At 66.6% G+C, this 22,747-nt stretch carries 21 protein-coding genes and 1 riboswitch; of the genes, 7 read left to right on the top strand and 14 right to left on the bottom strand.

What is annotated here, in order from left to right:
- Nucleotides 1–95: 95 nt before the first annotated feature.
- Nucleotides 96–2,069, bottom strand: coding sequence for a lytic transglycosylase domain-containing protein (locus tag C7411_RS28970; RefSeq protein WP_110387305.1), 1,974 nt, complete (start codon nucleotides 2,067–2,069; stop codon nucleotides 96–98).
- Nucleotides 2,070–2,089: 20 nt separating this feature from the next.
- Between C7411_RS28970 and C7411_RS28965 the strand changes: the two genes are divergently transcribed.
- Entirely contained in the window at nucleotides 2,090–2,704 is a 615-nt protein-coding gene (locus C7411_RS28965) for a 5-formyltetrahydrofolate cyclo-ligase (RefSeq protein WP_373682677.1), read from the top strand.
- Between the two features lie 15 nt (nucleotides 2,705–2,719).
- Here C7411_RS28965 and C7411_RS28960 read toward each other — a convergent pair whose 3' ends face one another.
- Nucleotides 2,720–3,232: a winged helix DNA-binding protein gene (locus C7411_RS28960; RefSeq protein WP_110387304.1), complete on the bottom strand. Its 513-nt coding sequence runs from the start codon at nucleotides 3,230–3,232 to the stop codon at nucleotides 2,720–2,722.
- 214 nt (nucleotides 3,233–3,446) lie between these two features.
- Between C7411_RS28960 and pxpB the strand changes: the two genes are divergently transcribed.
- The 5 genes from pxpB (at nucleotide 3,447) to C7411_RS28935 (ending at nucleotide 7,915) form a co-directional block, all read left to right on the top strand.
- Nucleotides 3,447–4,106, top strand: coding sequence for a 5-oxoprolinase subunit PxpB (gene pxpB, locus C7411_RS28955; protein WP_110387303.1), 660 nt, complete (start codon nucleotides 3,447–3,449; stop codon nucleotides 4,104–4,106).
- The gene (locus C7411_RS28950) at nucleotides 4,103–5,200 is read left to right on the top strand and encodes a 5-oxoprolinase subunit C family protein (RefSeq protein ID WP_110387302.1); all 1,098 of its coding nucleotides are present in this window, start codon (nucleotides 4,103–4,105) and stop codon (nucleotides 5,198–5,200) included. Before pxpB ends, C7411_RS28950 begins: the two co-directional genes overlap by 4 nt.
- A gap of 44 nt (nucleotides 5,201–5,244) precedes the next feature.
- The gene (pxpA, locus tag C7411_RS28945; RefSeq protein ID WP_110387301.1) at nucleotides 5,245–6,000 is read left to right on the top strand and encodes a 5-oxoprolinase subunit PxpA; all 756 of its coding nucleotides are present in this window, start codon (nucleotides 5,245–5,247) and stop codon (nucleotides 5,998–6,000) included.
- A 215-nt stretch (nucleotides 6,001–6,215) separates the two neighbouring features.
- Nucleotides 6,216–6,965, top strand: coding sequence for a DUF969 domain-containing protein (locus tag C7411_RS28940; RefSeq protein WP_110387300.1), 750 nt, complete (start codon nucleotides 6,216–6,218; stop codon nucleotides 6,963–6,965).
- Nucleotides 6,962–7,915, top strand: a complete 954-nt coding sequence (locus tag C7411_RS28935; protein ID WP_110387299.1) for a DUF979 domain-containing protein — start codon at nucleotides 6,962–6,964, stop codon at nucleotides 7,913–7,915. Before C7411_RS28940 ends, C7411_RS28935 begins: the two co-directional genes overlap by 4 nt.
- A 141-nt stretch (nucleotides 7,916–8,056) precedes the next feature.
- Here C7411_RS28935 and C7411_RS28930 read toward each other — a convergent pair whose 3' ends face one another.
- The 11 genes from C7411_RS28930 to C7411_RS28880 form a co-directional block, all read right to left on the bottom strand.
- Nucleotides 8,057–9,178 (bottom strand): TraB/GumN family protein, encoded by a 1,122-nt coding sequence (locus C7411_RS28930; RefSeq protein WP_373682679.1) that lies wholly within the window; start codon nucleotides 9,176–9,178, stop codon nucleotides 8,057–8,059.
- Between the two features lie 202 nt (nucleotides 9,179–9,380).
- The gene (locus C7411_RS28925; protein ID WP_110387298.1) at nucleotides 9,381–10,415 is read right to left on the bottom strand and encodes a peptide ABC transporter ATP-binding protein; all 1,035 of its coding nucleotides are present in this window, start codon (nucleotides 10,413–10,415) and stop codon (nucleotides 9,381–9,383) included.
- A complete protein-coding gene (locus C7411_RS28920; RefSeq protein WP_110387297.1) occupies nucleotides 10,412–11,422 on the bottom strand; it encodes an ABC transporter ATP-binding protein in 1,011 nt (336 codons plus the stop codon). Before C7411_RS28920 ends, C7411_RS28925 begins: the two co-directional genes overlap by 4 nt.
- 1 nt (nucleotide 11,423) lies before the next feature.
- Complete coding sequence (locus C7411_RS28915; protein ID WP_110387344.1) at nucleotides 11,424–12,341, bottom strand: ABC transporter permease subunit; 918 nt, start codon at nucleotides 12,339–12,341, stop codon at nucleotides 11,424–11,426.
- 54 nt (nucleotides 12,342–12,395) lie between these two features.
- Nucleotides 12,396–13,409 (bottom strand): ABC transporter permease subunit, encoded by a 1,014-nt coding sequence (locus C7411_RS28910; protein WP_110387296.1) that lies wholly within the window; start codon nucleotides 13,407–13,409, stop codon nucleotides 12,396–12,398.
- Nucleotides 13,410–13,538: 129 nt separating this feature from the next.
- The gene (locus C7411_RS28905; RefSeq protein WP_110387295.1) at nucleotides 13,539–15,173 is read right to left on the bottom strand and encodes an ABC transporter substrate-binding protein; all 1,635 of its coding nucleotides are present in this window, start codon (nucleotides 15,171–15,173) and stop codon (nucleotides 13,539–13,541) included.
- A gap of 344 nt (nucleotides 15,174–15,517) precedes the next feature.
- On the bottom strand, nucleotides 15,518–16,348 hold the full coding sequence (gene metF, locus C7411_RS28900; protein ID WP_110387294.1) for a methylenetetrahydrofolate reductase [NAD(P)H]: 831 nt from the start codon (nucleotides 16,346–16,348) through the stop codon (nucleotides 15,518–15,520).
- A 52-nt stretch (nucleotides 16,349–16,400) separates the two neighbouring features.
- Nucleotides 16,401–16,754, bottom strand: coding sequence for a phage holin family protein (locus tag C7411_RS28895; protein ID WP_028203399.1), 354 nt, complete (start codon nucleotides 16,752–16,754; stop codon nucleotides 16,401–16,403).
- Nucleotides 16,755–16,869: 115 nt separating this feature from the next.
- A complete protein-coding gene (ahcY, locus tag C7411_RS28890) occupies nucleotides 16,870–18,288 on the bottom strand; it encodes an adenosylhomocysteinase (protein WP_110387293.1) in 1,419 nt (472 codons plus the stop codon).
- Nucleotides 18,289–18,321: 33 nt separating this feature from the next.
- A riboswitch (S-adenosyl-L-homocysteine riboswitch) is annotated at nucleotides 18,322–18,429 on the bottom strand.
- A 120-nt stretch (nucleotides 18,430–18,549) separates the two neighbouring features.
- On the bottom strand, nucleotides 18,550–19,272 hold the full coding sequence (locus tag C7411_RS28885; protein WP_110387292.1) for an LrgB family protein: 723 nt from the start codon (nucleotides 19,270–19,272) through the stop codon (nucleotides 18,550–18,552).
- Nucleotides 19,273–19,310: 38 nt separating this feature from the next.
- Entirely contained in the window at nucleotides 19,311–19,799 is a 489-nt protein-coding gene (locus C7411_RS28880; RefSeq protein WP_110387291.1) for a CidA/LrgA family protein, read from the bottom strand.
- Between the two features lie 154 nt (nucleotides 19,800–19,953).
- On the opposite strand from C7411_RS28880, the gene C7411_RS28875 reads away from it, so the two are divergent.
- Complete coding sequence (locus C7411_RS28875) at nucleotides 19,954–20,901, top strand: LysR family transcriptional regulator (protein ID WP_110387290.1); 948 nt, start codon at nucleotides 19,954–19,956, stop codon at nucleotides 20,899–20,901.
- A gap of 43 nt (nucleotides 20,902–20,944) precedes the next feature.
- Here the strand turns inward: C7411_RS28875 and C7411_RS28870 are convergent, their stop codons facing one another.
- Nucleotides 20,945–22,573, bottom strand: a complete 1,629-nt coding sequence (locus C7411_RS28870) for a GMC family oxidoreductase (RefSeq protein WP_110387289.1) — start codon at nucleotides 22,571–22,573, stop codon at nucleotides 20,945–20,947.
- Between the last annotated feature and the right edge of the window lie 174 nt (nucleotides 22,574–22,747).

Below are 22,747 nucleotides of genomic sequence, written 5' to 3'. Positions count from 1 at the left end.
CCGCAGCGCGCCAGCCACCAGGCGGAGCACGCGGCGTGCCGTCGTGCCGCGCGTTTCCGTATGAAGGGAAGCGGCGCGGCGTGACGGCCAGGCACTTACGGCGAGATATAGCCGAGACGCGCCTTCAGCGATTGCGGACGGCCCTCGAACAGCGCCGCATAGTAGACCGTGTTCGACAACACGTTTTTCACGTAATCGCGGGTTTCCTGGAACGGAATGGTTTCCGCGAAGATGGCGCCCTCGACGCCGCCCGGCAAACTCTGGCGCCATGCGCGCGGGCGGCCCGGCCCGGCGTTGTAGCCCGCGGTGGCGAGCACGGCGGAGCCGTCGAACTGATTGTAGATCATCGACAAATAGTTCGTTCCGAGCAGGATGTTGGTGTCGAGATCGTTGAGCTGATCGCGCGAGAGAGGCCCGAGGCCGATCTTCTTCGCCACCATCTGCGCCGTGGCCGGCATGATCTGCATGAGGCCGCTCGCGCCCACGCCCGACTTCGCATTGAGAATGAAACGCGATTCCTGGCGAATGAGCCCGTAGGCCCATTCGACGTCGAGGCCGTTGGTTTGCGCGTCGCGCTCCACCACGTCGCGGAACGGCGCGAGATAGCGCAGCGAGAAGTCGTGCTCCGTTTGCGTGCGGTCGGCCGTGTTGACGGTGCGGTCGAGCAGCTGGATGCGCTTCGCGTATTCGGCGACGGCGAGCAGCTGCCGGTCGCTCATGCCGCGCAGCGGCCAGTTCCATTCGCGATTGCCTTCGAGGCGCAGATTCAGCGCGTAGAAGCGCTGCGCGAGCGCGAAGCCCGGCGTTTGCGCAACCTGGGCAATTTCGGCGTCGCTCACCGTGGTCTTCGGCGGGATGGTGATCTTCTGGCCGAGTTCTTCGGTGGCGAGCTGGCCATAGAAGTGATAGCCCTGCGAGATCGACGCGAATTCCTGGTTCGCCTGCGCCGTTTCGCCCGCCTGCTTGAGCGCGCGTGCGTGCCAGTAGACCCACGACGGTTGCGCGCGCAGCGCGGCCGGCATCTGTTCGATCGACCAGCGCACCATGGTCCAGTCGCCGCCCAGCAGCGCGGCGCGCGTGCGCCATTCGTAAGCCGGGTTCGAGAGCGGCGCGTTGGCCGAGAGGCGGTACCAGTCGAGCGCGGCGGGCAGACGCTTCAAGGCGCCCTGATAGCCGATCGTGCCCCAGCCGATCGCCCGCTCCGGCGAGGTGAGTTGCGGCGCGACGGCGGCGAACGTGGCCGCCGCCATGGCCGGGTCGTTGCGCGCCATCACGGTGACGGCCAGCAGTGCGAGCTGATGCGACTGCGGATCGCCGGTAACGCCTTGCGCGAGCGTGAGCGGCGGCGTGCTCACGGCCTGGCTGAACGCGCTGGGGTCGGGGCGCTGCGAAAGGCCGTCGAGCAGCCTTGCGCCGGTCGAAGTCTGGTTCTGCTCGTAGGCGAGGCGGATCTGCTGCCAGACGTCGTCGTTCGAGAACTGGCCTTTGATGGCAAGCGCGGTGATGAGATCGACGCAGCCGTCGCCGTAATAGCGCGGCTCGGTGAGCAGTGCACGCGCGTCGTTCACGACGTTCTCGCCGCGCGCCGCGCGCGACTCCAGCGCGTAGCACTTCACCTGCGTGTCGTCGTTGAGCACGAAGCGCGCATATTGCTGGTCGAAGTTCGCCCAGTCGTGGCGCGCGCCGAGCACGGTCAGATAATCGTTGCGCATGCGGTCGGCGATCGCCTGGCCGTCGTAGCGCTGCAGGAACGACAGCACCGGCGCGTCAGGCGCGTCGATGCGCGCGTGGCCCTGCGAATCGAACAGCTGCGGTTTGAGCTGGAAGTATTCGAGGTACGACGGCGCGGGGTAATCGGGAATCATCGCAGCGAGTTGCGCGGCGCGCGCGGAATCGTTGTTGCGCGCGGCTTCGCGAAGCTGGATGAAAGTCTGATCGTCGCTGGAAAGGACTGCGCCTACGGGCAGTGCGACGGGGCGCACGGCGTCCGCCGTGCTGCATGCTACGAGTGCCGCGGCAGTCAGTGCGAGACCGACCACGCGATATACTCGGACAAGGCGTTTGGACATCGTTATTTCTGGAGCGCGAGGTGAACCCAAGCATAGCACGCAACCCTCACACGGAATCCAAAAAGGACTGGCGTGCAAGGCTGCAACCCCTGCGAATCGAGGCGGCCGCCGACGTGGCAACCGGTGCGGCGCTCGCGGTTCGTCTCGATGCGCTCGTGGCGCAATTTTCGCCGCTCTCGATCGGGTTCTATTGGCCGCTGCGCGGCGAGTTCGATGCGCGCGCCTGGATCACCGCCTGGCTCGCCGCCGATGCGTCACGCCGCGCCGCCCTGCCCGCCATTGCCGAACGCCACGCGCCGCTCGTCTTTCACGCCTGGGCGCCCGGCGCACCGATGCGCGAAGGCCATCACGGGATCCTCGAACCGCAATCGCAGGAAGCGATTGTGCCCGATCTTCTCTTCGTGCCCTGCGTGGGTTTCGATCGCGACGGCTATCGCCTCGGTTACGGCGGCGGCTACTATGACCGCACGCTGGCCGCCTGGCCCGGCGTTGCGTTGCCCGTCACGGTTGGCATTGCATATGAAGCATGCCGCATCGACGACGGCGTGCTCGCGCGCGAGGCGCACGACCTGCCGCTCGACGCCGTGGTGACCGAAGCCGCCACGCATCTTTGCCAACGTTCGCGTGAGCGCTGAGCGCGCCCAGGCTGCTCAGAGCGAAGCCGCCGCGCGCGCAGCCGTGTCATAGAGCCCCGACGCGTTGCGCATGAGTTGCGCGGCTTCGCCGATCTGCTGGTTCGTGAGGCCGCTTTCCTTGAGCGTCGCGATGAGGCAGCTCTCGCGCACGTCGCGGTAGCGCAGGCACAGTTGCTGGCCTTCCGGCGTGATCGAAAAGAAGACTTCCTTGCCGGTCTTTTCGCTTTTTACATACCCTCTGGAGACAAGCTTCTTCAACGCATACGTGGCCACGTGCGTGTCCTCGATGTTGAGCACGAAGCAGATATCCGCGAGCTTTTTGCGCCGCTCGCGATGGCCGACGTGATGGAGCAGCGACACCTCGATCGGCGTCATGTCCTTCACGCCCGCCGCCGACATGCAGCGCACCATCCAGCGGTTGAACGCATTGCTCGCCATGATGAGCGCGTACTCGAACTCGGAAAGCTCGGCGCTCGACTCGGAGACGAGATGTTCGGACGAAACGATCTTGGTCGGCTGGCGCGACATGGCAGATAACCCGGTAGTCGGTATTCGAAAAGGCAAAGCGGCGTGGCGTGAGTGTAATTGCAGCGCGTTTGCCGTGCGCCTGGCGAAAACGCTTATTGATAATTTGTAGATAATTTATCGACAACGTACTCTAGAAAGGAACGGCACCGGCCCCGCCCGGGTATCTCCGCGCGCTTATTTTCGACCGGTCGAACCGTCCCTTAACCGATCCAACATGCCGAATTCTGACCCTCGCATTTTTCCTCTCGGTGACGAAGCGCTCGTCTGCGAAGCGCCGCCGCCCGCCACGCTCGAGGTCCAGCGCCGCGTCTGGGCCGTCGCCGCGCTCGCGCGCGGCTGGGCGCCGGTGCGCGAAGTCGTGCCCGGCATGAACAACCTGACGATCACCTTCGACCCGCTCGCGGCCGACGCCGTGGCGCTCGCCGGTGCGCTTCGGGACGCGTGGCGCGACGCCGAAGACGCAAGCGAAGCCGGCCGCGAAGTCGAGATCCCTGTGGTCTACGGCGGCGCAGACGGCCCCGATCTCGAAGCCGTCGCGCAGCATTGCGCGCTCACCGCCGCCGACGTCGCCGCGCGCCATGCCGCAGGCGTCTACACGGTGTTCTTCCTCGGCTTCCAGCCCGGCTTCGCCTATCTCGGCGGCCTCGAACCCCAGCTGCACACGCCGCGCCGCCGCGAGCCGCGCCTTGCCGTCCCCGCCGGCTCGGTGGGCATCGGCGGGGAGCAGACGGGCATTTATCCGGCCGCCTCGCCAGGCGGCTGGCAACTGATCGGCCGCACCGCCGCGAAGCTGTTCGATCCTTCGCGCAATCCGCCAACGCTGCTCATGCCGGGCGACCGCGTGCGTTTCACCATCGCGGAGCTCCACGCATGATCGAAGTATTACGCGCGGGCCTGCTCACCACGGTCCAGGATCTCGGCCGCCCCGGCTACCGGCATCTGGGCGTCGCCACCGGCGGCGCGCTCGATACGCTCGCACTCGAGGTGGGCAACCGCCTCGTCGGCAACCGGCCCGACGCCGCCGGCCTGGAAATCACCTTCGGCCCCGTCGCGCTGCGCTTCGCACGCGCCACGCGCGTAGCCATCACCGGCACGGACTTCGGCGCGACGCTAGGCGGCCGCCCGGTCTGGTCGTGGTGGAGCCTGCCCGTGGCCGCCGGCGAGGAACTCGTGCTGAACGGCGCGAAGCGCGGCATGCGCGCCTACGTGTGCGCGGCCGGCGGCATCGACGTGCTGCCCATGCTCGGCTCGCGCAGCACCGACCTCGCGGCAGGCTTCGGCGGCCTTGCGGGCCGCGCGCTCAAGGACGGCGACCGTCTCGCCACGGGCGCCTCGTTCGCGCCCGGCCGCGAGCGCGCGGCGCTCGACCCGGGTGCGCCGGCCTTCGGCGTGAAGGCGCCCGTGTGGTGCAGCTTCGCACTGGCGGACGAGCCGCATCACCGGCGCCCACGCCATCCGGACGGCATGGCGTGGGCCGTGCCCGTGCGCGTGCTGCGCGGCCCCGAGTACGACAGCTTCACACCCGAGGCGCAGCGCACGCTCTGGTCCGACGAATGGCAGATCACGCCCAACAGCAACCGCATGGGCTTTCGGCTCACGGGCACGCCGCTCGCGCGCGCGAGCGGCGCGGACCTGCTCTCGCACGCCGTGCTGCCCGGCACGATCCAGGTGCCGCCGAGCGGCCAGCCCATCGTGCTGATGGCCGACGCGCAGACCACGGGAGGCTACCCGAAGATCGGCTCGGTGATTCGCGCCGACTGGTGGAAGCTTGCCCAGGTGCGGCTCACCGCTGGCGTGCGTTTCGTGGAAGCGACGCCGGCCGCCGCGCGCGCGGCGCTGGAAGAGGAACGGGCGTATTTGCGGCAGATCGACGCCGCGATCGCCATGCACGACGAGCGCTTTGCAAGCCGCCGCGCGAATGGGGTTGCAAGCGGGGTTTCAAGCGGGGTTTCAAGCGCGAGCGCGTGATTTTCAGGCACCATCGGTAAGACGAGCAGTAAGAGGAAGACATCATGACCACCATCGATCTGAACGCCGATCTCGGCGAAGGCTGCGGCTCCGACGAGGCGCTGCTCGACCTCGTGAGCTCCGCCAACATCGCGTGCGGCTGGCACGCGGGCGGCGCCAATGCCATGCGCGAATGCGTGCGCTGGGCCGTGGAGAAAGGCGTGTCGATCGGCGCGCATCCGAGCTTCAACGACCCCGAGAACTTCGGCCGCAAGGAGATGAACCTGCCGCCCGAGGAAATCTACGCGGGCGTGCTGTATCAGCTCGGCGCGCTCTCGGCGATCGCCCAGGCCGAAGGCGGACGCATCGCCCACGTGAAGCCGCACGGCGCGCTGTACAACCAGGCGGCGCGTGACCCGCAGATCGCCGGGGCGATCGTATCCGCCGTGCACGACTTCGATCCGTCCGTGACGGTGTTCGCGCTCGCGGGCAGCGGGCTCGTCACGGCGGCGCGCGAGGCCGGGCTCGTGGCGATCGAGGAAGTGTTCGCCGACCGCGGTTATCGCGCGGACGGCTCGCTCGTGCCGCGCAGCGAGCCGGGCGCGCTGCTCGACGACGAAGACACCGTGCTCGCGCGCACGCTCGCGATGATCCGCGAGCAGCGCGTGCAGGCCGTGAACGGCGCCTGGGTGCCGCTCAACGCGCAGACCATTTGCCTGCACGGCGACGGCCCGCACGCGCTCGCGTTCGCGCGGCGCATCCGCACGGCGCTCGACGACGCGGGCATCGGCGTGCGCGCGGCGGGGGCCGGCGCAGCCTGACGCACGCTTTGATGCAGCAAAGCGCGCGGCATGCGCCGCGCGCGGCTCGAGCCGTATCACCGAAGGTTTTCACAAGGCAATCCCTCGGCAGCGCAAGCTTGCCGGGCGTAGTTGTACCCAGCAGGTTCGTAGTTGTACGAACGGCCATCAGAGCCGCGAAGTCAACGCCGCTACCCGCGGCAATCAACGACAAGCCAATACGTTTGGAGATCTACATGCAGAGCACCGTCAACTTATGGCCGCTGATCGGCGTGGCCGTCATCATCGCCGGCTTCCTGTTACGCTTCAATCCGATGCTGATCGTCGCCGCGGCGGCCGTCGTCACCGGTTTCGCCGGAGGCTTTCCGGTCGCGAAGATTCTCGCCGCCATCGGCACCGGCTTCATCAAGACCCGCAACATTCCCCTCATCATCCTGCTGCCGCTCGCCGTGATCGGGCTGCTGGAGCGCCACGGCCTGCGTGAGCGCGCGCAGATCTGGATCGGCAGCATCAAGGCGGCTACCGCCGGGCGTCTGCTCATCGTCTATCTGCTCGTGCGCGAGCTGACTGCCGCCGTCGGCCTGACGGGTCTCGGCGGCCATCCGCAGATGGTGCGCCCGCTCATCGCGCCGATGGCCGAAGGCGCCACCGAAAACCGCTTCGGCAAGCTCTCCGACGCCGTGCGCTACAAGCTGCGCGCCTACTCGGCCGCAACCGACAACGTGGGCCTCTTCTTCGGCGAGGACATCTTCGTCGCGTTCGGCGCGATCGTGCTGATGGTCACGCTGCTCAAGGAAGCGGGCGTGTCGGTCGAGCCGATCCACGTGGCTTTCTGGGGCATTCCCACGGCGATCTGCGCGTTTCTGATTCACGGCGCGCGGCTCTGGCTGCTCGACCGCAAGCTCGAACGCGAGCTGGGCGCCATGCGCGGCACGAGCGACGCCAAGGCTGCGCCTGCGGACCGTGCACAAGGAGACGAAGCATGACACTCACCCTCAACTGGCTCTTCTGGCTGCTCGGCATCGTGCTGCTCATCGTCGGCGGCATGATCGTGATGGACCGCGAGCATCCGCGCCGCTTCACGGCGGGCGGCTTCTGGCTGCTCTATGCGCTCATCTTTCTCGTCGGCGACCTGTTGCCCGCCGAAGTCGTGGGCGTGCTCGTGCTCGCCATGGCGCTGATCGCGGGTCTCGGCGGCGTGACGGCCGCCCATCCCAAGGTGCTCGCGCTCGAAACGCGCATGGCGAGCGCGAAACGGCTGGGCAACAAGCTCTTCGTGCCCGCGCTCACCATTCCCGTCATTACCGTCGTGCTCACGCTCGCGGCCAGCCATCTCGTATTCGGCGGCACACCGCTCATCGACCCGAAGAACGTCACGCTGATCGGCTTCGGCATTGGCTGCGTGATCGCGCTCGTGATTGCCTGCCTCATCACGCGCGACAGCGTCGGCCAGTCGATGAAGGAAACGCGCCGCCTCGTGGACGCGCTCTCGTGGGCCGCCGTCCTGCCGCAAATGCTCGGCATGCTCGGCCTCGTGTTCTCGGACGCGGGCGTGGGCAAGGCCGTGGCGCACGTCACGACGTCGTACATCAACATGGACGTGCGTTTCGTCGCCGTCGTGGTGTATTGCGTGGGCATGGCGCTCTTCACGATCATCATGGGCAACGGCTTCGCCGCCTTTCCGGTGATGACGGGCGGCGTGGGCGTGCCGGTGCTGGTGGGCGTGTTCCACGTCAATCCGGCGATGATGGCCGCCATCGGCATGTTCTCCGGCTACTGCGGCACGCTCATGACGCCGATGGCCGCGAACTTCAACATGGTGCCCGCGGCGCTGCTGGAGCTGCCCGACAAGAACGCGGTGATCCGCGTGCAGGTGCCCACGGCGCTCGGCATACTCGCGGCGAATATCGTGCTGCTGAATGTGTTCGGGTTTTGACAACGCGTACGCATGCCGTTGTAAAAAAAGCCGGCGAAAGCCGGCTTGCCTGCATTCAGACCGCGCGCGAGCGCGAATGACCCAACCCGGCCCAACCCGGCTCAACCCGGCTCAACCCGGCTCAACCCGGCCCAACCCGGTTCAACCCGGGTCGACGTTGAACCCACGCTGGCGCAGCAGCTGGAGCACGCCTTTAGGGCCGCCCAGGTGCAGCGCGCCGACAGCAACGAAGAGCGGTTTGTTGGGCGCCACGTACTGCTGCATGCGCGAAACGAAGCGCCGATTGCGCTCGTAGACGATGCGGTTGTCGACCGACGCCGCCACCCGTGCGTCGTGCGAGAGCTTTTCGGTGCGCGCCGATTCCCACGCGGCGATCGCGTCCGCGTCGCCCACGCGCCACAGGTGCAGAAGCGTCTGCACGTCGGATACGTTTTGCGCCGGCGTCTGCGCCAGGTCCTGCGCGAGCATCTCGCGCTGCTGCGCGAGGCTCAGGTTCGTGAAGGCGCGCATCTGCTCGGCGAGCGTCTCCAGCCCGACGATGCGGCGGCCCTTCCAGCGCAGGAACACGTTCTGCAGCTGCGCCTCGGTGCCGTACTCGGTCTGCAGGCCGGCGCTCAGCGAATCGTAGGTTTCCACGAGCAGCGAGGCGAGCCACGGCCGCATCTTGCGGATCTCGGCGAGCGCCTCCGGATTGCCGCGCATGCGCGCCTCGAGTTTCTGCCAGAGCGGTTCGGGCAACAGGCCCGGCAGGCAGGGCCGTTTGCACACCCCGTATTTCGAGACGTCGTCCTGGGAAACGAGCAGATCGTCGGGGGAAAGCTCGAGCGCGAGAATGGGCGACGCGGCGAGCGCCGCGAGAATCTGCGGGCGAAACGGCTGGCCGGGCGGGTAGTCGGCCGGGTCGCCCACATGCAGCGTGCCGAGCAGATAGATCGTGAGATTGCCGCGCGTGGCGACGTAGAACGGCATGCGCGCAGGCTGGGTGCGCACCGGGCCGCCAGCCGTCGTGCCCGACGCGTAGCTCGGCACAGCGGGCGCAGCGTGAAAGCCGGGAATGCCGCCGTTGGCGCCGCGCGCAGCCCTTGGCGGCATGGGCACGGCCGGGTGCACCCCGGGCGTGTTGGCGACGGCGCCGCCAGCGAACGCCGGGCCCGAAGCGCCTGCGAGCGCGCCGAGCGCGATCGCCAGCGCCAGCGCCAGCAAGTGCGGCGCTGCGCGCAGCGCCCCGCCCGACGCCGTCTTCAACGCCGCACGCAACGCCACCGCAACTGCCACTGCCAAACCCGAAGCTACACCGAATGTCACACGACCAGCCGTATACAGCCCGGCAACCACGGCAAGAGCGGCTGCCGGAATGATGGAAAGAGCGGCGCAGAAAACGGTGGAAAAACCAGTGAAAAAGGCGGCGCGACGGCCGCCCGTCAACTGGCGGCGCGCAGCAATCAAACGACGCGCCGCCGTCGCTTCAGGCCGGCATGGGCCGCCCATCCTCTTCCCCCACCTCCTCTGCACGATGGCAGGATACCTGACGGCCGTCCACTTCGCGAAGTGCAGGCACTTCCTTACGACACCTGTCGATCGCGTATGGACAACGTTGGTGGAACGTGCAACCGGACGGCGGGTTGAGCGGCGAAGGCAATTCGCCCTCGAGCTTGATCTTCACGCGGCGGTCCGCTTCGAAGATCGCGGGCGTGGCCGAGAGCAGCGAACGCGTGTACGGATGGCGCGGCCGCGAGATGACCGTGTGCTTGTCGCCGAGTTCCGCCACGCCGCCCAGATACATCACCATCACGTCGTCGGCAATGTGCTCGACCACGGCCAGGTTATGCGAGATGAACACGTAGCTCGTGCGGAACTGCTCCTGCAAGTCCATGAACAGGTTCAGAATCTGCGCCTGGATCGAGACGTCGAGCGCGGAAACCGGCTCGTCGGCCACGACGATCTGCGGGTCGAGAATCATGGCGCGCGCGATCGCCACGCGCTGGCGCTGGCCGCCCGAGAACATGTGCGGATAGCGCTTGGCGTGCTCGGGCCGCAGGCCGACGATGCGCATCATGTGCGCGATGCGGTCCGCGCGCTCGCTCGCCGTGAGCCGCGTGTTGATGGCGAGCGGCTCGCCGAGCGTCTGCTCCACGGTCTTGCGCGGATTGAGCGAGGCGAACGGGTTCTGGAACACCATCTGCACGCGGCGGCGCAGCGCGGCGATCTTCGCGGCGTTTGCGTGCGCAACGTCCTCGCCGTCGATGGTCAGCTTGCCCGCGGTCGGCGGCTCGATCATCGTGAGCTGGCGCGCGAGCGTCGATTTGCCGCAGCCGGACTCGCCCACCACGGCGAGCGTGCGCCCGCGCGTGAGCGAGAACGACACGCCATTGAGCGCCTTCACGGTGCCCGAGCCGAACATGCCGCGCTTGACGGTGTAATGCTTCTTGAGATCGTCGGCGATGAGAACCTTATCGTCCTGATGGTCCTGATGAGCCGCGTGTTGCCGGACTGCGTTCATCGCGCGCCTCCGCTGGATTGAGTCAGCGCCGCATTCAGCGGCTTGATGCAGCGCACTTGCGCATGGCCGCCGCCCGGGTCGAGGCGGTCGGTCACCGCGTCGAGCGCGGGCCGCGCCTTCATGCAGTCGTCCACCACATACTTGCAGCGCGGCGCGAAAAGACAGCCGCCCGGCCGGTCGTCGCGGCCGGGCACCATGCCGGGCAGCGCGGCGAGACGCACCGCCCCCTTGTTGTGCTCGGGAATCGCCGCGAGCAGCGCTTCCGTGTACGGATGATGCGGACGCGAAAAGATGTCCGGCACGCGGTTCGTTTCGATGATCTCGCCCGCGTACATGACAGCCACGCGCTGCGCGACTTCGGACACCACGGCCAGATCGTGCGAGATCAGCACGAGCGCCATGCCGCGCTCCTTCTGCAGACGCACGAGCAGTTCCATGATCTGCGCCTGGATCGTCACGTCGAGCGCCGTGGTGGGCTCGTCGGCGATCAGCAGCTTCGGGTTGCAGGCCACGGCCATCGCGATCATCACGCGCTGGTTCATGCCGCCCGACATCTGGTGCGGGAAGTTGTCGATGCGGTTCTTCGCGTCGGGAATGCCCACCTGGTCGAGCAGTTCCAAAGCTCGCGCATGCAGCGCCGAGCCGCGCAGGCCTTCGTGCAGCTTCAGCACTTCCTTGATCTGATAGCCGACGGTATAGCTCGGGTTCAGGCTCGTGAGCGCGTCCTGGAACACCATGGCGATGTCCTTGCCGACGATGCTGCGGCGCTCCTTGCCGGTGGCGCCCAGCAGATCGCGGCCGTCGAACGTGATCGAGTCGGCGCTTACCTTGCCGGGGGCGTCGATGAGGCCCATCAGCGCCATCATCGTCACGCTCTTGCCCGAGCCCGATTCGCCGACGATGCCGAGCACTTCGCCCGGCGCGACCGACAGATTCACGCGGTCCACGGCGGGCAGGCCGTTGAAGTTCACCGCCAGATTGCGGATGCTCAAAAGTTCTTTGTTCATGTCAGGCCATCCGCTTGAGCTTGGGATCGAGCGCGTCGCGCAGCCCGTCGCCGAGCAGGTTGATCGCGAGGACCGAAATGAGGATGGACAGACCCGGCATCGTGACGATCCACCATGCGCTGTCGATATAGTCGCGCGCCGAGGCGAGCATCGCGCCCCACTCCGCACGCGGCGGCTGCACGCCGAGGCCGAGGAAGCCGAGCGCGGCGGCGTCGAGAATCGCCGAGGAAAAACCGAGCGTCGCCTGCACGATGAGCGGGGCCGTACAGTTGGGCAGCACCTGCGAGAACATCAGGCGCAGCGTGCCGGCACCGGCCACCCGCGAAGCGGTCACATACTCCTTGTGCAGTTCGCCCAGCGCCGAACCGCGCGTGAGACGCACGTAGCCGGGCAGCGCCACGATCGCGATGGCGAGCATGGTGTTCGTGAGCCCAGGACCGATGATCGCGACCACGGCTACCGCGAGCAGCAGCGAGGGCAGCGCGAGCAACACGTCCATGAGACGCATGATGGGCGTATCGGCCCACTTCTCGAAGAACGCAGCCACGAGCCCGAGCACGATGCCCGGAATCAGCGCGAGCAGCACCGAGACGCAGCCGATCCACAGCGAAAGCCGCGCGCCGTACATGAGACGCGAGAGGATGTCGCGGCCCGCTTCGTCGGTGCCGAGAATGAACTTCCAGTTGCCGCCGTCGAGCCACGCGGGCGGAATCTTCACGTAGTCGCGGTATTGCTCGATGGGGCTGTGCGGCGCGATGAGCGGCGCGAAGATAGCGATGAAGATGAGCGCGAGCACGATCACGCCGGCGCCCACGGCGCCCTTGTTGCGCGAGAAGTTCGCCCAGAATTCGCGCAGCACGAGCGCGCGGCCCGAAGGCGGCGTGACGGCGCGAGGCACGGTGTTCTGAATGTCAGCCATCATGCCTCCTCGTTTTGAATGGTGTGTTGCGGGGTTTGCATGGTCATGGCTCGCTTACCTCGTATGTCGAATGCGCGGGTTGAGCACGCCGTACAGCAGATCGACGAACAGGTTCACGACGATCACGAGCGTCGCGATCATGAGAATGCCGCCTTGCACCACCGGATAGTCGCGCCGGCTGATCGCGTCGATCAGCCATTTGCCGATGCCGGGCCAGGAGAACAGCGTTTCGGTGAGCACCGCGCCCGCGAGCAGCGTGCCGACCTGCAGGCCGATCACGGTCACCACGGGGATGAGCGCGTTGCGCAGCGCGTGCACGACGATCACGCGCACGGGCGAAAGGCCCTTGGCGCGCGCCGTGCGGATGTAGTCCTCGCGCAGCACTTCGAGCATGGAAGAGCGCGTCATGCGCGCAACGACGGCGAGCGGAATCGTGCCGAGCACGATGGCCGGCAGGATCAGGTGGCTCAGCACCGACCTGAACGCGCCTTCGTCGGTGCCGGGCAGGAGCGAGTCGATCAGCATGAAGCCGGTCACGTGCGGAATGTCGAATTCCACCGCGATGCGTCCCGACACGGGCGTCCAGCCGAGCTTCGACGAGAACACCATGATGAGGATGAGCCCCCACCAGAAGATCGGCATGGAGTAGCCGGTGAGCGCGGTGCCCATGACGCCGTGATCGACGACGGTGCCGCGCCGCAGCGCCGCGAACACGCCGGCGGGCAGGCCGATCGCGAGCGCGAAAATGAGCGCGCAGACCGACAGCTCGACGGTGGCGGGAAAGCGCGCGAGAAACTCGCCCATCACGCTCGTGTTGGTGATGATCGAGGTGCCGAGATTGCCGTGCACGGCGTGCCAGACGTAGTGGACATACTGCATCGGCAGGGGCTCGTCGAGCCCCAGGCGGTGCATCGCCTCGGCGTGCATTTGCGGATCGACGCCGCGCTCGCCCATCATCACTTCGATGGGGTCGCCCGGAATCAGGTGGATGAGTGCGAACGCAAGGATGGTGATACCGATGAACGTGGGTATGACCATGCCGATGCGGCGCAATACGAAGCGGAACATGTGGTGTTCCCCCAAAAGCTTGAAATGAAACGCAACCGGCGACAGGGGCTCGTGACCCCGGTCGCCGGACCATTTTCCGCCGGTCCTGGCTGATGTGCGGACCGAGCGGAAAGTCTTACCCGATTATCGTTACTGCATGCCCACGCCGTCGAAGCGCGCGTAGCCGAGCGGTTCGATGCGCATGTCGGTCACCTTCTTGCTGACCGGCTGGTAGACGGTCGAGTGAGCGATCGGCGAGAACGGCAGTTGCTGCGCGAAAATCTGCTGCGCCTGCTGGTAGTACTTTGTGCGCTGCGCCACGTCCGAGGTCTGACGGCCCTTCTGGATCAGGTCGTCGAACGGCTTGTAGCACCACTTGCCGAAGTTGTTGCCGTTCACGGCTTCGCAGCCGAGCAGCGTGCCGAGCCAGTTGTCGGGGTCGCCGTTGTCGCCCGTCCAGCCGATCAGCATCGAATCGTCTTCGCCGGCGTGCGCGCGCTTGATGTACTCGCCCCACTCATACGTGACGATCTTCGCCTTCACGCCGATCTTCGCCCAGTCGGCCTGGATCATTTCGGCCATCAGGCGTGCGTTCGGGTTGTAGGCGCGCTGCACGGGCATGGCCCACAGCGTGATTTCGAAGCCGCTCGAGAGACCGGCCTTGGCGAGCAGCGCCTTGGCCTTTTCCGGATCGTACGCATTGGCCGGCAGGTTCTTGTAGTAGGACCACTGGGTCGGCGGCATCGGGTTGGTCGCGAGCTGGCCCGCACCCTGGTACACCGAGTCGATGATCGCCTTCTTGTTGATCGCCATGTCGAGCGCGTGGCGCACATCGGCGTTGTCGAGCGGCTTATGCGTGACGTTGTACGACAGGTAGCCCAGGTTGAAGCCCGGCTGCGACGGCATCGCGATGTTCGGCTCGGCCTTCAGCGGCGCGATGTCGGCGGGACGCGGATAGCTCATCACCTGGCATTCGTCGCGCTTGATCTTCTGCACGCGCACGCTGGCGTCCGGCGTGATCGAGAAGATCAGCTTGGAGAGCTTCACGGCGCCCGGCTTCCAGTAGTCGGGATTGCCGTCGTAGCGGATCGTCGCGTCCTTCGTATAGCTCTTGAAGATGAACGGACCCGTGCCGACCGGGAACTGGTTGATGTCGGCGGCCTTGCCGGCCTTCATCAGTTGATCCGCGTATTCAGCCGAAAGGATCGAGGCGAATTCCATCGCCATGTTCTGGATGAACGGCGCGTTCGGCTCGTTCAGTGTGAACTTGACCGTGTACGGATCGACCTTTTCGACCTTCGCGATCAGCTTGTCGAGGCCCATGTCGGTGAAGTACGGGAACGACACCGGGTAGGCCTTGCGGAACGCATTGTTCGGGTCGAGCATGCGCTCGAACGAGAACACGACGTCGTCCGCATTGAATTCGCGCGTGGGCTTGAAGAACGCGGTGGTCTGGAACTTCACGCCATGACGCAGATGGAACGTGTAGGTCTTGCCGTCCGGGGAAACGTCCCACGACTGGGCGAGGCCCGGTTCGACCTTGGTGCCGCCGCGCTCGAACTCGACGAGGCGGTTGTAGACAGTAAACGTGTTCGCGGTGAAGTCGGTGCCGGTCGTGTACTGGGCGGGGTCGAAGCCAGCGGGGCTGCCTTCCGAGCAGTAGACGAGCGTCTTGTTCGGAATGCTTTGCGCGGCGTGCGCGAGCGGGGCCCCGGCAATCGATGCCGCTGCGAGCGCCACGAGAGACGTCAATCGGGCAGCTCGCAACAGTTTGTTTTCTTTCATGTTTCCTCCAGTTCAATGCCGGCTTTCGCCAGCGTAGCGGGATCTTACTTGAGCACGTGCCGCGGTCACAAGCAAGCCAAAAAGTCCCGTCGCCTGTGGAAAACGCCGGGTTGACAGGTTCATTTGTTGCCGCATGGTGCGATGCAGCGTGACCTTGCCCCTTTTTATTGCGCCGGAACCCGACAATAGCGTGCCGAAATGACGCGCGCTGCCGGGCGGGCCTGAGCGCCTGGGACACGTCACCCGCAATCGTCCGGATCGCGCTGCCCAAAAGAAAACCGCGCGGCCCGGGAGTCCGGGAACCGCGCGGTTTGTCGCCGCTTGCGGGGCCGGGAGCGGGCGCCCTAGAACCCGAGCCGCTCGCAAATGGCCTTGGTGGCCGGCGCCGCGTTGAGCGTGTAGAAGTGGATGCCCGGCACGCCCGCCTCGACGAGACGGCGGCACAGGTCGGTCACCACGTCGAGCCCGAACGCGCGAATGGAGTCGCGATCGTCGCCGAAGCTTTCCAGCCGCTTCGCGACCCAGCGCGGCACTTCGGCGCCGCACATTTCCGAAAAACGCATGAGCTGCGAGTAGTTCGTGATCGGCATGATGCCGGGCACGATGGGGATCTCCACGCCCAGCTTCTTCGCGTCGTCGACAAAGCGGAAATACGCATCGGCGTTGAAGAAGTACTGCGTGATCGCCGAGTTGGCGCCCGCTTTCACCTTTTGCGCGAACGCTTCGAGGTCGTGGCGCGGCGAACGCGCCTGCGGGTGGTACTCGGGATAGGCGGCCACTTCGATGTGGAACGCGTCGCCGGTTTCCTCGCGGATGAACGCGACGAGTTCCGACGCGTAGCGCAGTTCGCCCATCGCGCCCATGCCCGAGGGCAGGTCGCCGCGCAGCGCCACGATGTGGCGGATGCCGTGCGAACGGTACTCGCCGAGAATGGCGCGCAGGTCCTCTTTCGAAGAGCCGATGCACGACAGGTGCGGCGCCGCCTCGACGCCTTCCTTCGCGATATCGACGACGGTGTCGAGCGTGCCCTGTTGCGTCGAGCCGCCCGCGCCGAACGTCACCGAGACGAACTTCGGCTTGAGCGTGGCGAGCTGGGCGCGCGTGGCGCGCAGCTTTTCCACGCCGTCCGGCGTCTTCGGCGGGAAGAATTCGAATGAGAGTTCGATCGGTTTCATGTTGATGAGGCCAGTGAGGCCGGGCCGCGAACGTGGGCGGCCCGGACCCGCATCAGCCGAGGCTGCGGTTGCCGAAAATCAGCGCCGAAAGCAGCCACGACACGATGCTGTACAGGATCGAGCCGAAAAATGCCGACCAGAAGCCCGACACCTCGAAGCCCTTGAGGAGCGACGCCGCCAGCCAGAAGCACAACGCGTTCACCACGAGGATGAAGAGGCCGAGCGTGAGGATGGTCACCGGCAGCGTGAGCACGATCAGCAGCGGACGCAGCACGGCGTTGATGAGGCCGAGCACGATCGCGACGATGAGCGCGGTGCCGAAACTGCGAATATGGATCGACGGAACGAGCCAGGTGATGATCAGGAGCGCAAGCGCGTTGATCAGCCAGGTCAGCAGCACGGTCATAAGGACTCCTTTTGCGTCTTTGCTTTTGTGTCGCCAGGTGCCGGCGGCGGATGCCGCCCGCGGTCCCCACGCGTTACGTGTGCGGGGATTGGGGTCAGCATCCGCGTTGTATCGATCAGTAACGGTAGTGGTTCGGCTTGAACGGACCGTTCTTGTCGACGCCGATGTACGAAGCCTGGTCGTCCGACAGCACGGTCAGGTTCGCGCCGATGCGCGCGAGGTGCAGACGCGCAACCTTTTCGTCCAGGTGCTTCGGCAGCACGTACACCTTGTTCTCGTACTTCTTGCCCTGCGTGAACAGTTCGATCTGCGCGAGCGTCTGGTTCGTGAACGAGTTCGACATCACGAACGACGGGTGGCCCGTGGCGCAGCCCAGGTTCACGAGGCGGCCTTCGGCCAGCAGGATCACGCGCTTGCCGTCCGGGAAAATGATGTGGTCGACCTGCGGCTTGATGTTGTCCCACTGGTACTGGCGCGTGGACGCGACGTCGATTTCCGAGTCGAAGTGGCCGATGTTGCAGACGATCGCGTTGTGGCGCATCGCCTTCATGTGGTCATGGCCGATCACGTGATAATTGCCCGTGGCCGTCACGAAGATGTCGGCCTTGTCGGCAGCGTATTCCATCGTCACGACGCGGTAGCCTTCCATCGCGGCCTGCAGCGCGCAGATCGGATCGATTTCCGTGACCCACACCGTGGCGCCGAGGCCGCGCAGCGATTGCGCGCAGCCCTTGCCCACGTCGCCGTAACCGGCGACCACGGCGATCTTGCCGGCGATCATCACGTCGGTTGCGCGCTTGATGCCGTCTACGAGCGACTCGCGGCAGCCGTACAGGTTGTCGAACTTCGACTTCGTGACCGAGTCGTTCACGTTGATGGCCGGGAACGGCAGGCGGCCGTCCTTTTCCATCTGGTACAGGCGGTGCACGCCGGTCGTGGTTTCTTCGGTCACGCCCTGAATGTGCGCAAGGCGCTTCGAGTACCACGCCGGGTCGATCTCGAGATGCTTTTCGATCGACTTGTACAGCGCGACTTCTTCTTCGTTGGTCGGCCTCGCGATGACCGAGCGGTCCTTTTCGGCCTTCGAGCCAAGGATCAGCAGGAGCGTTGCGTCGCCGCCGTCGTCGAGGATCATGTTGGCGAACTCGCCGTTCGGCCATTCGAAGATGCGGTGCGAGAATTCCCAGTACTCGTCGAGCGACTCGCCCTTGAACGCGAACACCGGCGTGCCGCCCTGCGCGATCGCGGCGGCGGCGTGGTCCTGGGTCGAGAAGATGTTGCACGAGGCCCAGCGCACGTCGGCGCCAAGCGCCTTCAGGGTCTCGATCAGCACGCCCGTCTGGATCGTCATGTGCAGCGAACCGGCAACGCGTGCACCCTTGAGCGGCTGCTGCGCCTTGTACTCTTCGCGAATCTGCACGAGGCCGGGCATTTCGGTCTCGGCGATGTCGAGCTCCTTGCGGCCCCAGCCGGCGAGCGACATATCGGCGACGACGAAATCTTTGGCTTGATCTTGCGGAACTGCGGCGTTCATCACGCCCTCCTTTCTAAAAGTGACTAGAAATTAAAGACGTGAGCGCCGTTTCAGTGCGGTTGATTCAGTGGATTCAACCGGATTGAAGCACTTTCGAGCCTGGCGGGTTACAGAAAACCCGTCGCAACGCTCCTCGAAAGCGAGCCGAGATTGTAGCAAATCGGGATGGCGTCCGCGCGTGGGCGACATGCGCGTGGGCGACGTGCGCGTAGGCGATATGCGCCTACGCGATAAAGCGGGCGCGAACGCGCCCGCTGGACTTCAAACCGGCAGAAACCCGAGCGCCGGCGCGAGCAGCACCATCACCACGCCCGCGATCATCATCGTGAGGCTCGCCACCACGCCTTCTTCGCTGCCCAGCTCGCGCGCCTTCGCCGTGCCCACGCCGTGCGCCGCCGCGCCAAAGAGCGCGCCGCGCGCCAGCCGCGTGCGCAGCGGCACGAGGCCGAGCACGAGTTCGCCGAACAGCATGCCGCACACGCCCGTGGCGATCACGAACAGCGCGGTGAGGTCGCGCGGCGCGTGGATCTTGTCCGACACCGCGAGCGCGAACGGCGTGGAGATCGAGCGCGTCATCAGGCTGCGCTGCAGATCGGGCGAAAGGTGCAGGAGCTTGGCCAGCGCGAGCGAGCCGCCTACCGCCACCACGATGCCGACGGTCACGCCAACGGTGAGCGAGATCCAGTGGCGCCTCAGCAGGTCGCGGTACTCGTAGATCGGCACCGCGAAGGCCACGGTCGCCGGGCCGAGCAGCCACATGAGCCAGCGCGTGTCCCGGAAGTACACGGGGTACGGAATATGGAGCACCAGCACGAACACGCCGAGCACCGCGGGCACCGCGACGAGCGGCGTGAGCCACGGCGAGCGAAAGCGCGCATAGAGGGCCTTCGAAGCGAAATAGAGCGCAACGGTAAGGATGAAACAGCCGGCGGCGATGAGCCGCGCCGCGTCGTCGGCGAACAGGGACGAATAAAACGTGTTCATGACGCAATCACCCTCACTCTATTCAGGACATTGCGGCCTCAAGCCCGCACCAGATGGCGCGCGTGCCGCGAATCGCGCACGCGGCGCAGCGCTAGGCGCCTCTCGAGCTTCGCGGCCTGTTCGACCGCGAACGCCACGGCCACCATCACCATCAACGTGCCGCCGACCACGACGAGCGCGAGACGCCAGCCGTCGGCGCGAAAGAGGCCGCCGTATTTCACGGCTGCGACGGCGGCCGGGATAAAGAACAGCAGCATGTCGGAGAGCAGCCAGTCGGCGCCCGCCTTTACCCAGCGCGGCGTGACGCCGCCGCAAAAGAGCAGCGCGAGCAGCAGCACGAGGCCCACCACGCCGCCCGGCACCGGCAGGTGCGTGAAGCGCGTGAGGGCGTCGGCGGCGTACCAGACGCCCGCGAGCAGCGCCGATTGCACGGCAATGCGGCCGATACGGCGTCCGAGGCTCGCCACGTTGCCGACGTTGCGCTCGGCGCGTTCAGAGACTTTCGCGGTCGTGGTCGGTGAAGTCATGGCAAACCCTAAGTGACACTGGAATGGAAGTCAGTATAGGGGCCATCTAATTATAAGTATAATGACTTGGAATCATCTGCTACATTCCATATTGGAATGCACCAACTCAGCACCCGGCTGAGCGTGTTTCTTGCCCATTTGTGGAGTCCCGAACGTGGAACTGCGCGCGCTTCGCTATTTCATCGAGGTGGTGCGGCAACAGAGCTTCACCGCCGCGGCCGAAAAACTGCATGTCACGCAGCCGACCATCAGCAAGATGGTGAAGGCGCTCGAAGACGAGACCGGCACGCAGCTCCTGCTGCGCGACGCGCGCCAGATGGTGCTCACCGACGCCGGCCGCATCGTCTACCAGCGCGGTCAGGACGTGCTCGCCGCGCAGGCGCAGCTGCAGGCCGAACTCGCCGATCTCGGCACGCTCGGGCGTGGCGAACTCACCATCGGCATTCCGCCGATGGGCGGCTCGCTCTTTACGCCCGCCATCGCCACCTTCCGCCAGCGCTATCCGAAGATCGAGCTGAAGCTTTTCGAGCAGGGCTCGCGCGCCATCGAAGCCGCGCTGATCTCGGGCGAGCTGGAGCTGGGCGGCGTGCTGCTGCCCGTCGATCCCGCGCTCATCGACGTCTTGCCGATCTCGCACGAGCTGCTGTGGCTCGTCGCGCGGCGCGGCTCGCGCTGGGACAACAAGCTCGCCGTGCCGCTCGCGGAGCTGGCCGGCGAGCCGTTCGTGTTCTACGGCGAAAGCCTGGCGCTCAACGACGTGGTGCTGGGCGCGTGCCGCACGGCCGGCTTCGTGCCGCAGGTCGTGGGGCGCAGCGGCCACTGGGACCTGATGGCGGCGCTCGTGCTTGCGGGCGTGGGCATCGCGCTGCTGCCCGCGCCGTACGTGCGCCGGCTCGACGCCGCGCGCTTCACCTGCTTGCCCGTGAGCGAGCCGCAAATCACCTGGGACATGGCGATCGGCTGGAAGCGCAGCGGCTATCTCTCGCATGCGGCGCGCGCGTGGCTCGACGTCGCGCGCGCCGAGTATGGCAAGCCCTTCACGTTTCTCGATGACTTCGTGCATCCGCCGGGGATGGAGAAGCAGCCGGGCAAGCCAGCCTGAAGGCTGCGATGAGCAAGGGCCGGGCGACAGGAAAGGCGCAGCGTCAGGCGTCGACGCACTGAGGCGCCGGATCGCTCTCGTACCGCGCTTGTGCGATGAAGTCGGCGGCCCGCTCGCCGATCATCACGCACGGCGCATTCGTGTTGCCGCCGATGAGTGTCGGCATGACCGAGGCGTCGGCAATGCGCAGACCCGTCACGCCGCGCACGCGCAACTGCGGATCGACGACGGAGCGCGCGTCGCCGCCCATGCGGCAGGTCGCGACGGGGTGATAGATCGTGTCGGCATGGCGCGCGATCGTCTCTCGCAACTGCGCGTCGCTCTGCTCGGCGTGCGTGTAGAGTTCGCGGCCGCCCAGCTGCGCCAGCGCGCTCGCGTCGAGGATGCGCCGCGCGAGGCGCGCGCCCTGCGCTAGCGCGTCGAGGTCGCGCGGATCGGACAGAAAGCGCGGGTCGATCAAGGGCGCCACGCGCGCGTCGGCGCTCGCGAGCGTGAGCGTGCCGCGGCTCGCCGGGCGCAGTACGCACACGTGCAGCGAATAGCCGTGGCCCCAATGCAGGCGGCGGCTGTGATCGTCGACGAGCGCCGTGCAGAAGTGCAGCTGCAGGTCGGGCCGGTCGAGTTCGGGGCGGCTCTTCAGGAAGCCGCCTGCCTCCGCCACGTTGGTCGTGAGCATGCCGCGCCGCTCGCGCAGATAACGCACGAGCCCTGCGGTCATGCGCGCCACGCCGCGCAGCGAGTAGCCCACGGTGTCGCTCGAATGCACGCGCTTGTTGAAGGTGAAATCGATATGGTCGATCAGGTTGCGGCCGACTTCGGGCGCATCGTGGCGCACCTCGATGCCGAGCGCGCGCAGTTCGTCGGCGGGGCCGATGCCCGAGCACATCAGCAACTGCGGCGAGTTGAACGCGCCCGCCGCGAGGATCACCTCGGCGCGCGCCTGCAGCCTCTCGATCGCGCCGCCGCGCGCAAGCTCCACGCCGCTCGCGCGCGCGCCGTCGAAGCTCACGCGCAGGACCGTCGCGTCGGCGATCAGATCCAGGTTCGGCCGCTCGCGCCCATACAGATACGCGCGCGCCACCGTGCAGCGTTCGCCGCCGCGCTGCGTCACCTGATAGAAGCCGACGCCCTCCTGTTCCTCGCCGTTGAAGTCGTCGTTCAGGCGAAAGCCCGCCTCGCGCGCGGCCTCGACGAAGCGCGCAGCCACCGGATTGCGCTCGTGCAGGTCGGCCACGCCTAGCGGGCCGCCCGCGCCATGCCAGGCGCTCGCGCCGCGCTCGTTGTCCTCGGCGCGCAGAAAGTACGGCAGCACGTCGCGCCACGCCCAGCCCGTGCAGCCAAGCTGCGCCCACTCGTCGTAGTCGAGCGGATGGCCGCGCGTGTAGATCATCGCGTTGATGATGCTCGAGCCGCCGAAGCCGCGGCCGCGTGGCTGGTAACCGCGCCGTCCGGCGAGTCCAGGCTGCGGCACGGTTTCATAGGCGTAGTTGTTTTTCGTTCGAAACGGGACGAGCGCGGCGACACCGAGCGGCATGTTGACGAACGGATTGCGCGCGGTGTGCGGTCCGGCCTCGACGAGCGCGATGCTCGCCTGCGGGCAACGCTCGGCGAGGCGCCCCGCCAGCGACGCGCCGCCCGAGCCGCCGCCTACGATGATGTAGTCGTATGGCATCGTCTCCGTCCTGTCGGCCGCGGTTAGCGCTTACTACGGCCCCATGCGAGGCCGCCCCTTGCCGCCCCTTGCCCCGTGCGAGGCCCTGGCGCGCCATTTGCACGCTCGTTCGTTTTCGGCTTCAATGGCGCATTGTAGGAAGCGTCCGATTCCGAGGTCAGCTTTTATGTCAGA

The organism is Paraburkholderia silvatlantica, from assembly GCF_003096715.1.
Taxonomy (GTDB): Bacteria; Pseudomonadota; Gammaproteobacteria; order Burkholderiales; family Burkholderiaceae; genus Paraburkholderia; species Paraburkholderia silvatlantica.
This window is presented reverse-complemented; position numbering and strand designations above follow the sequence as displayed.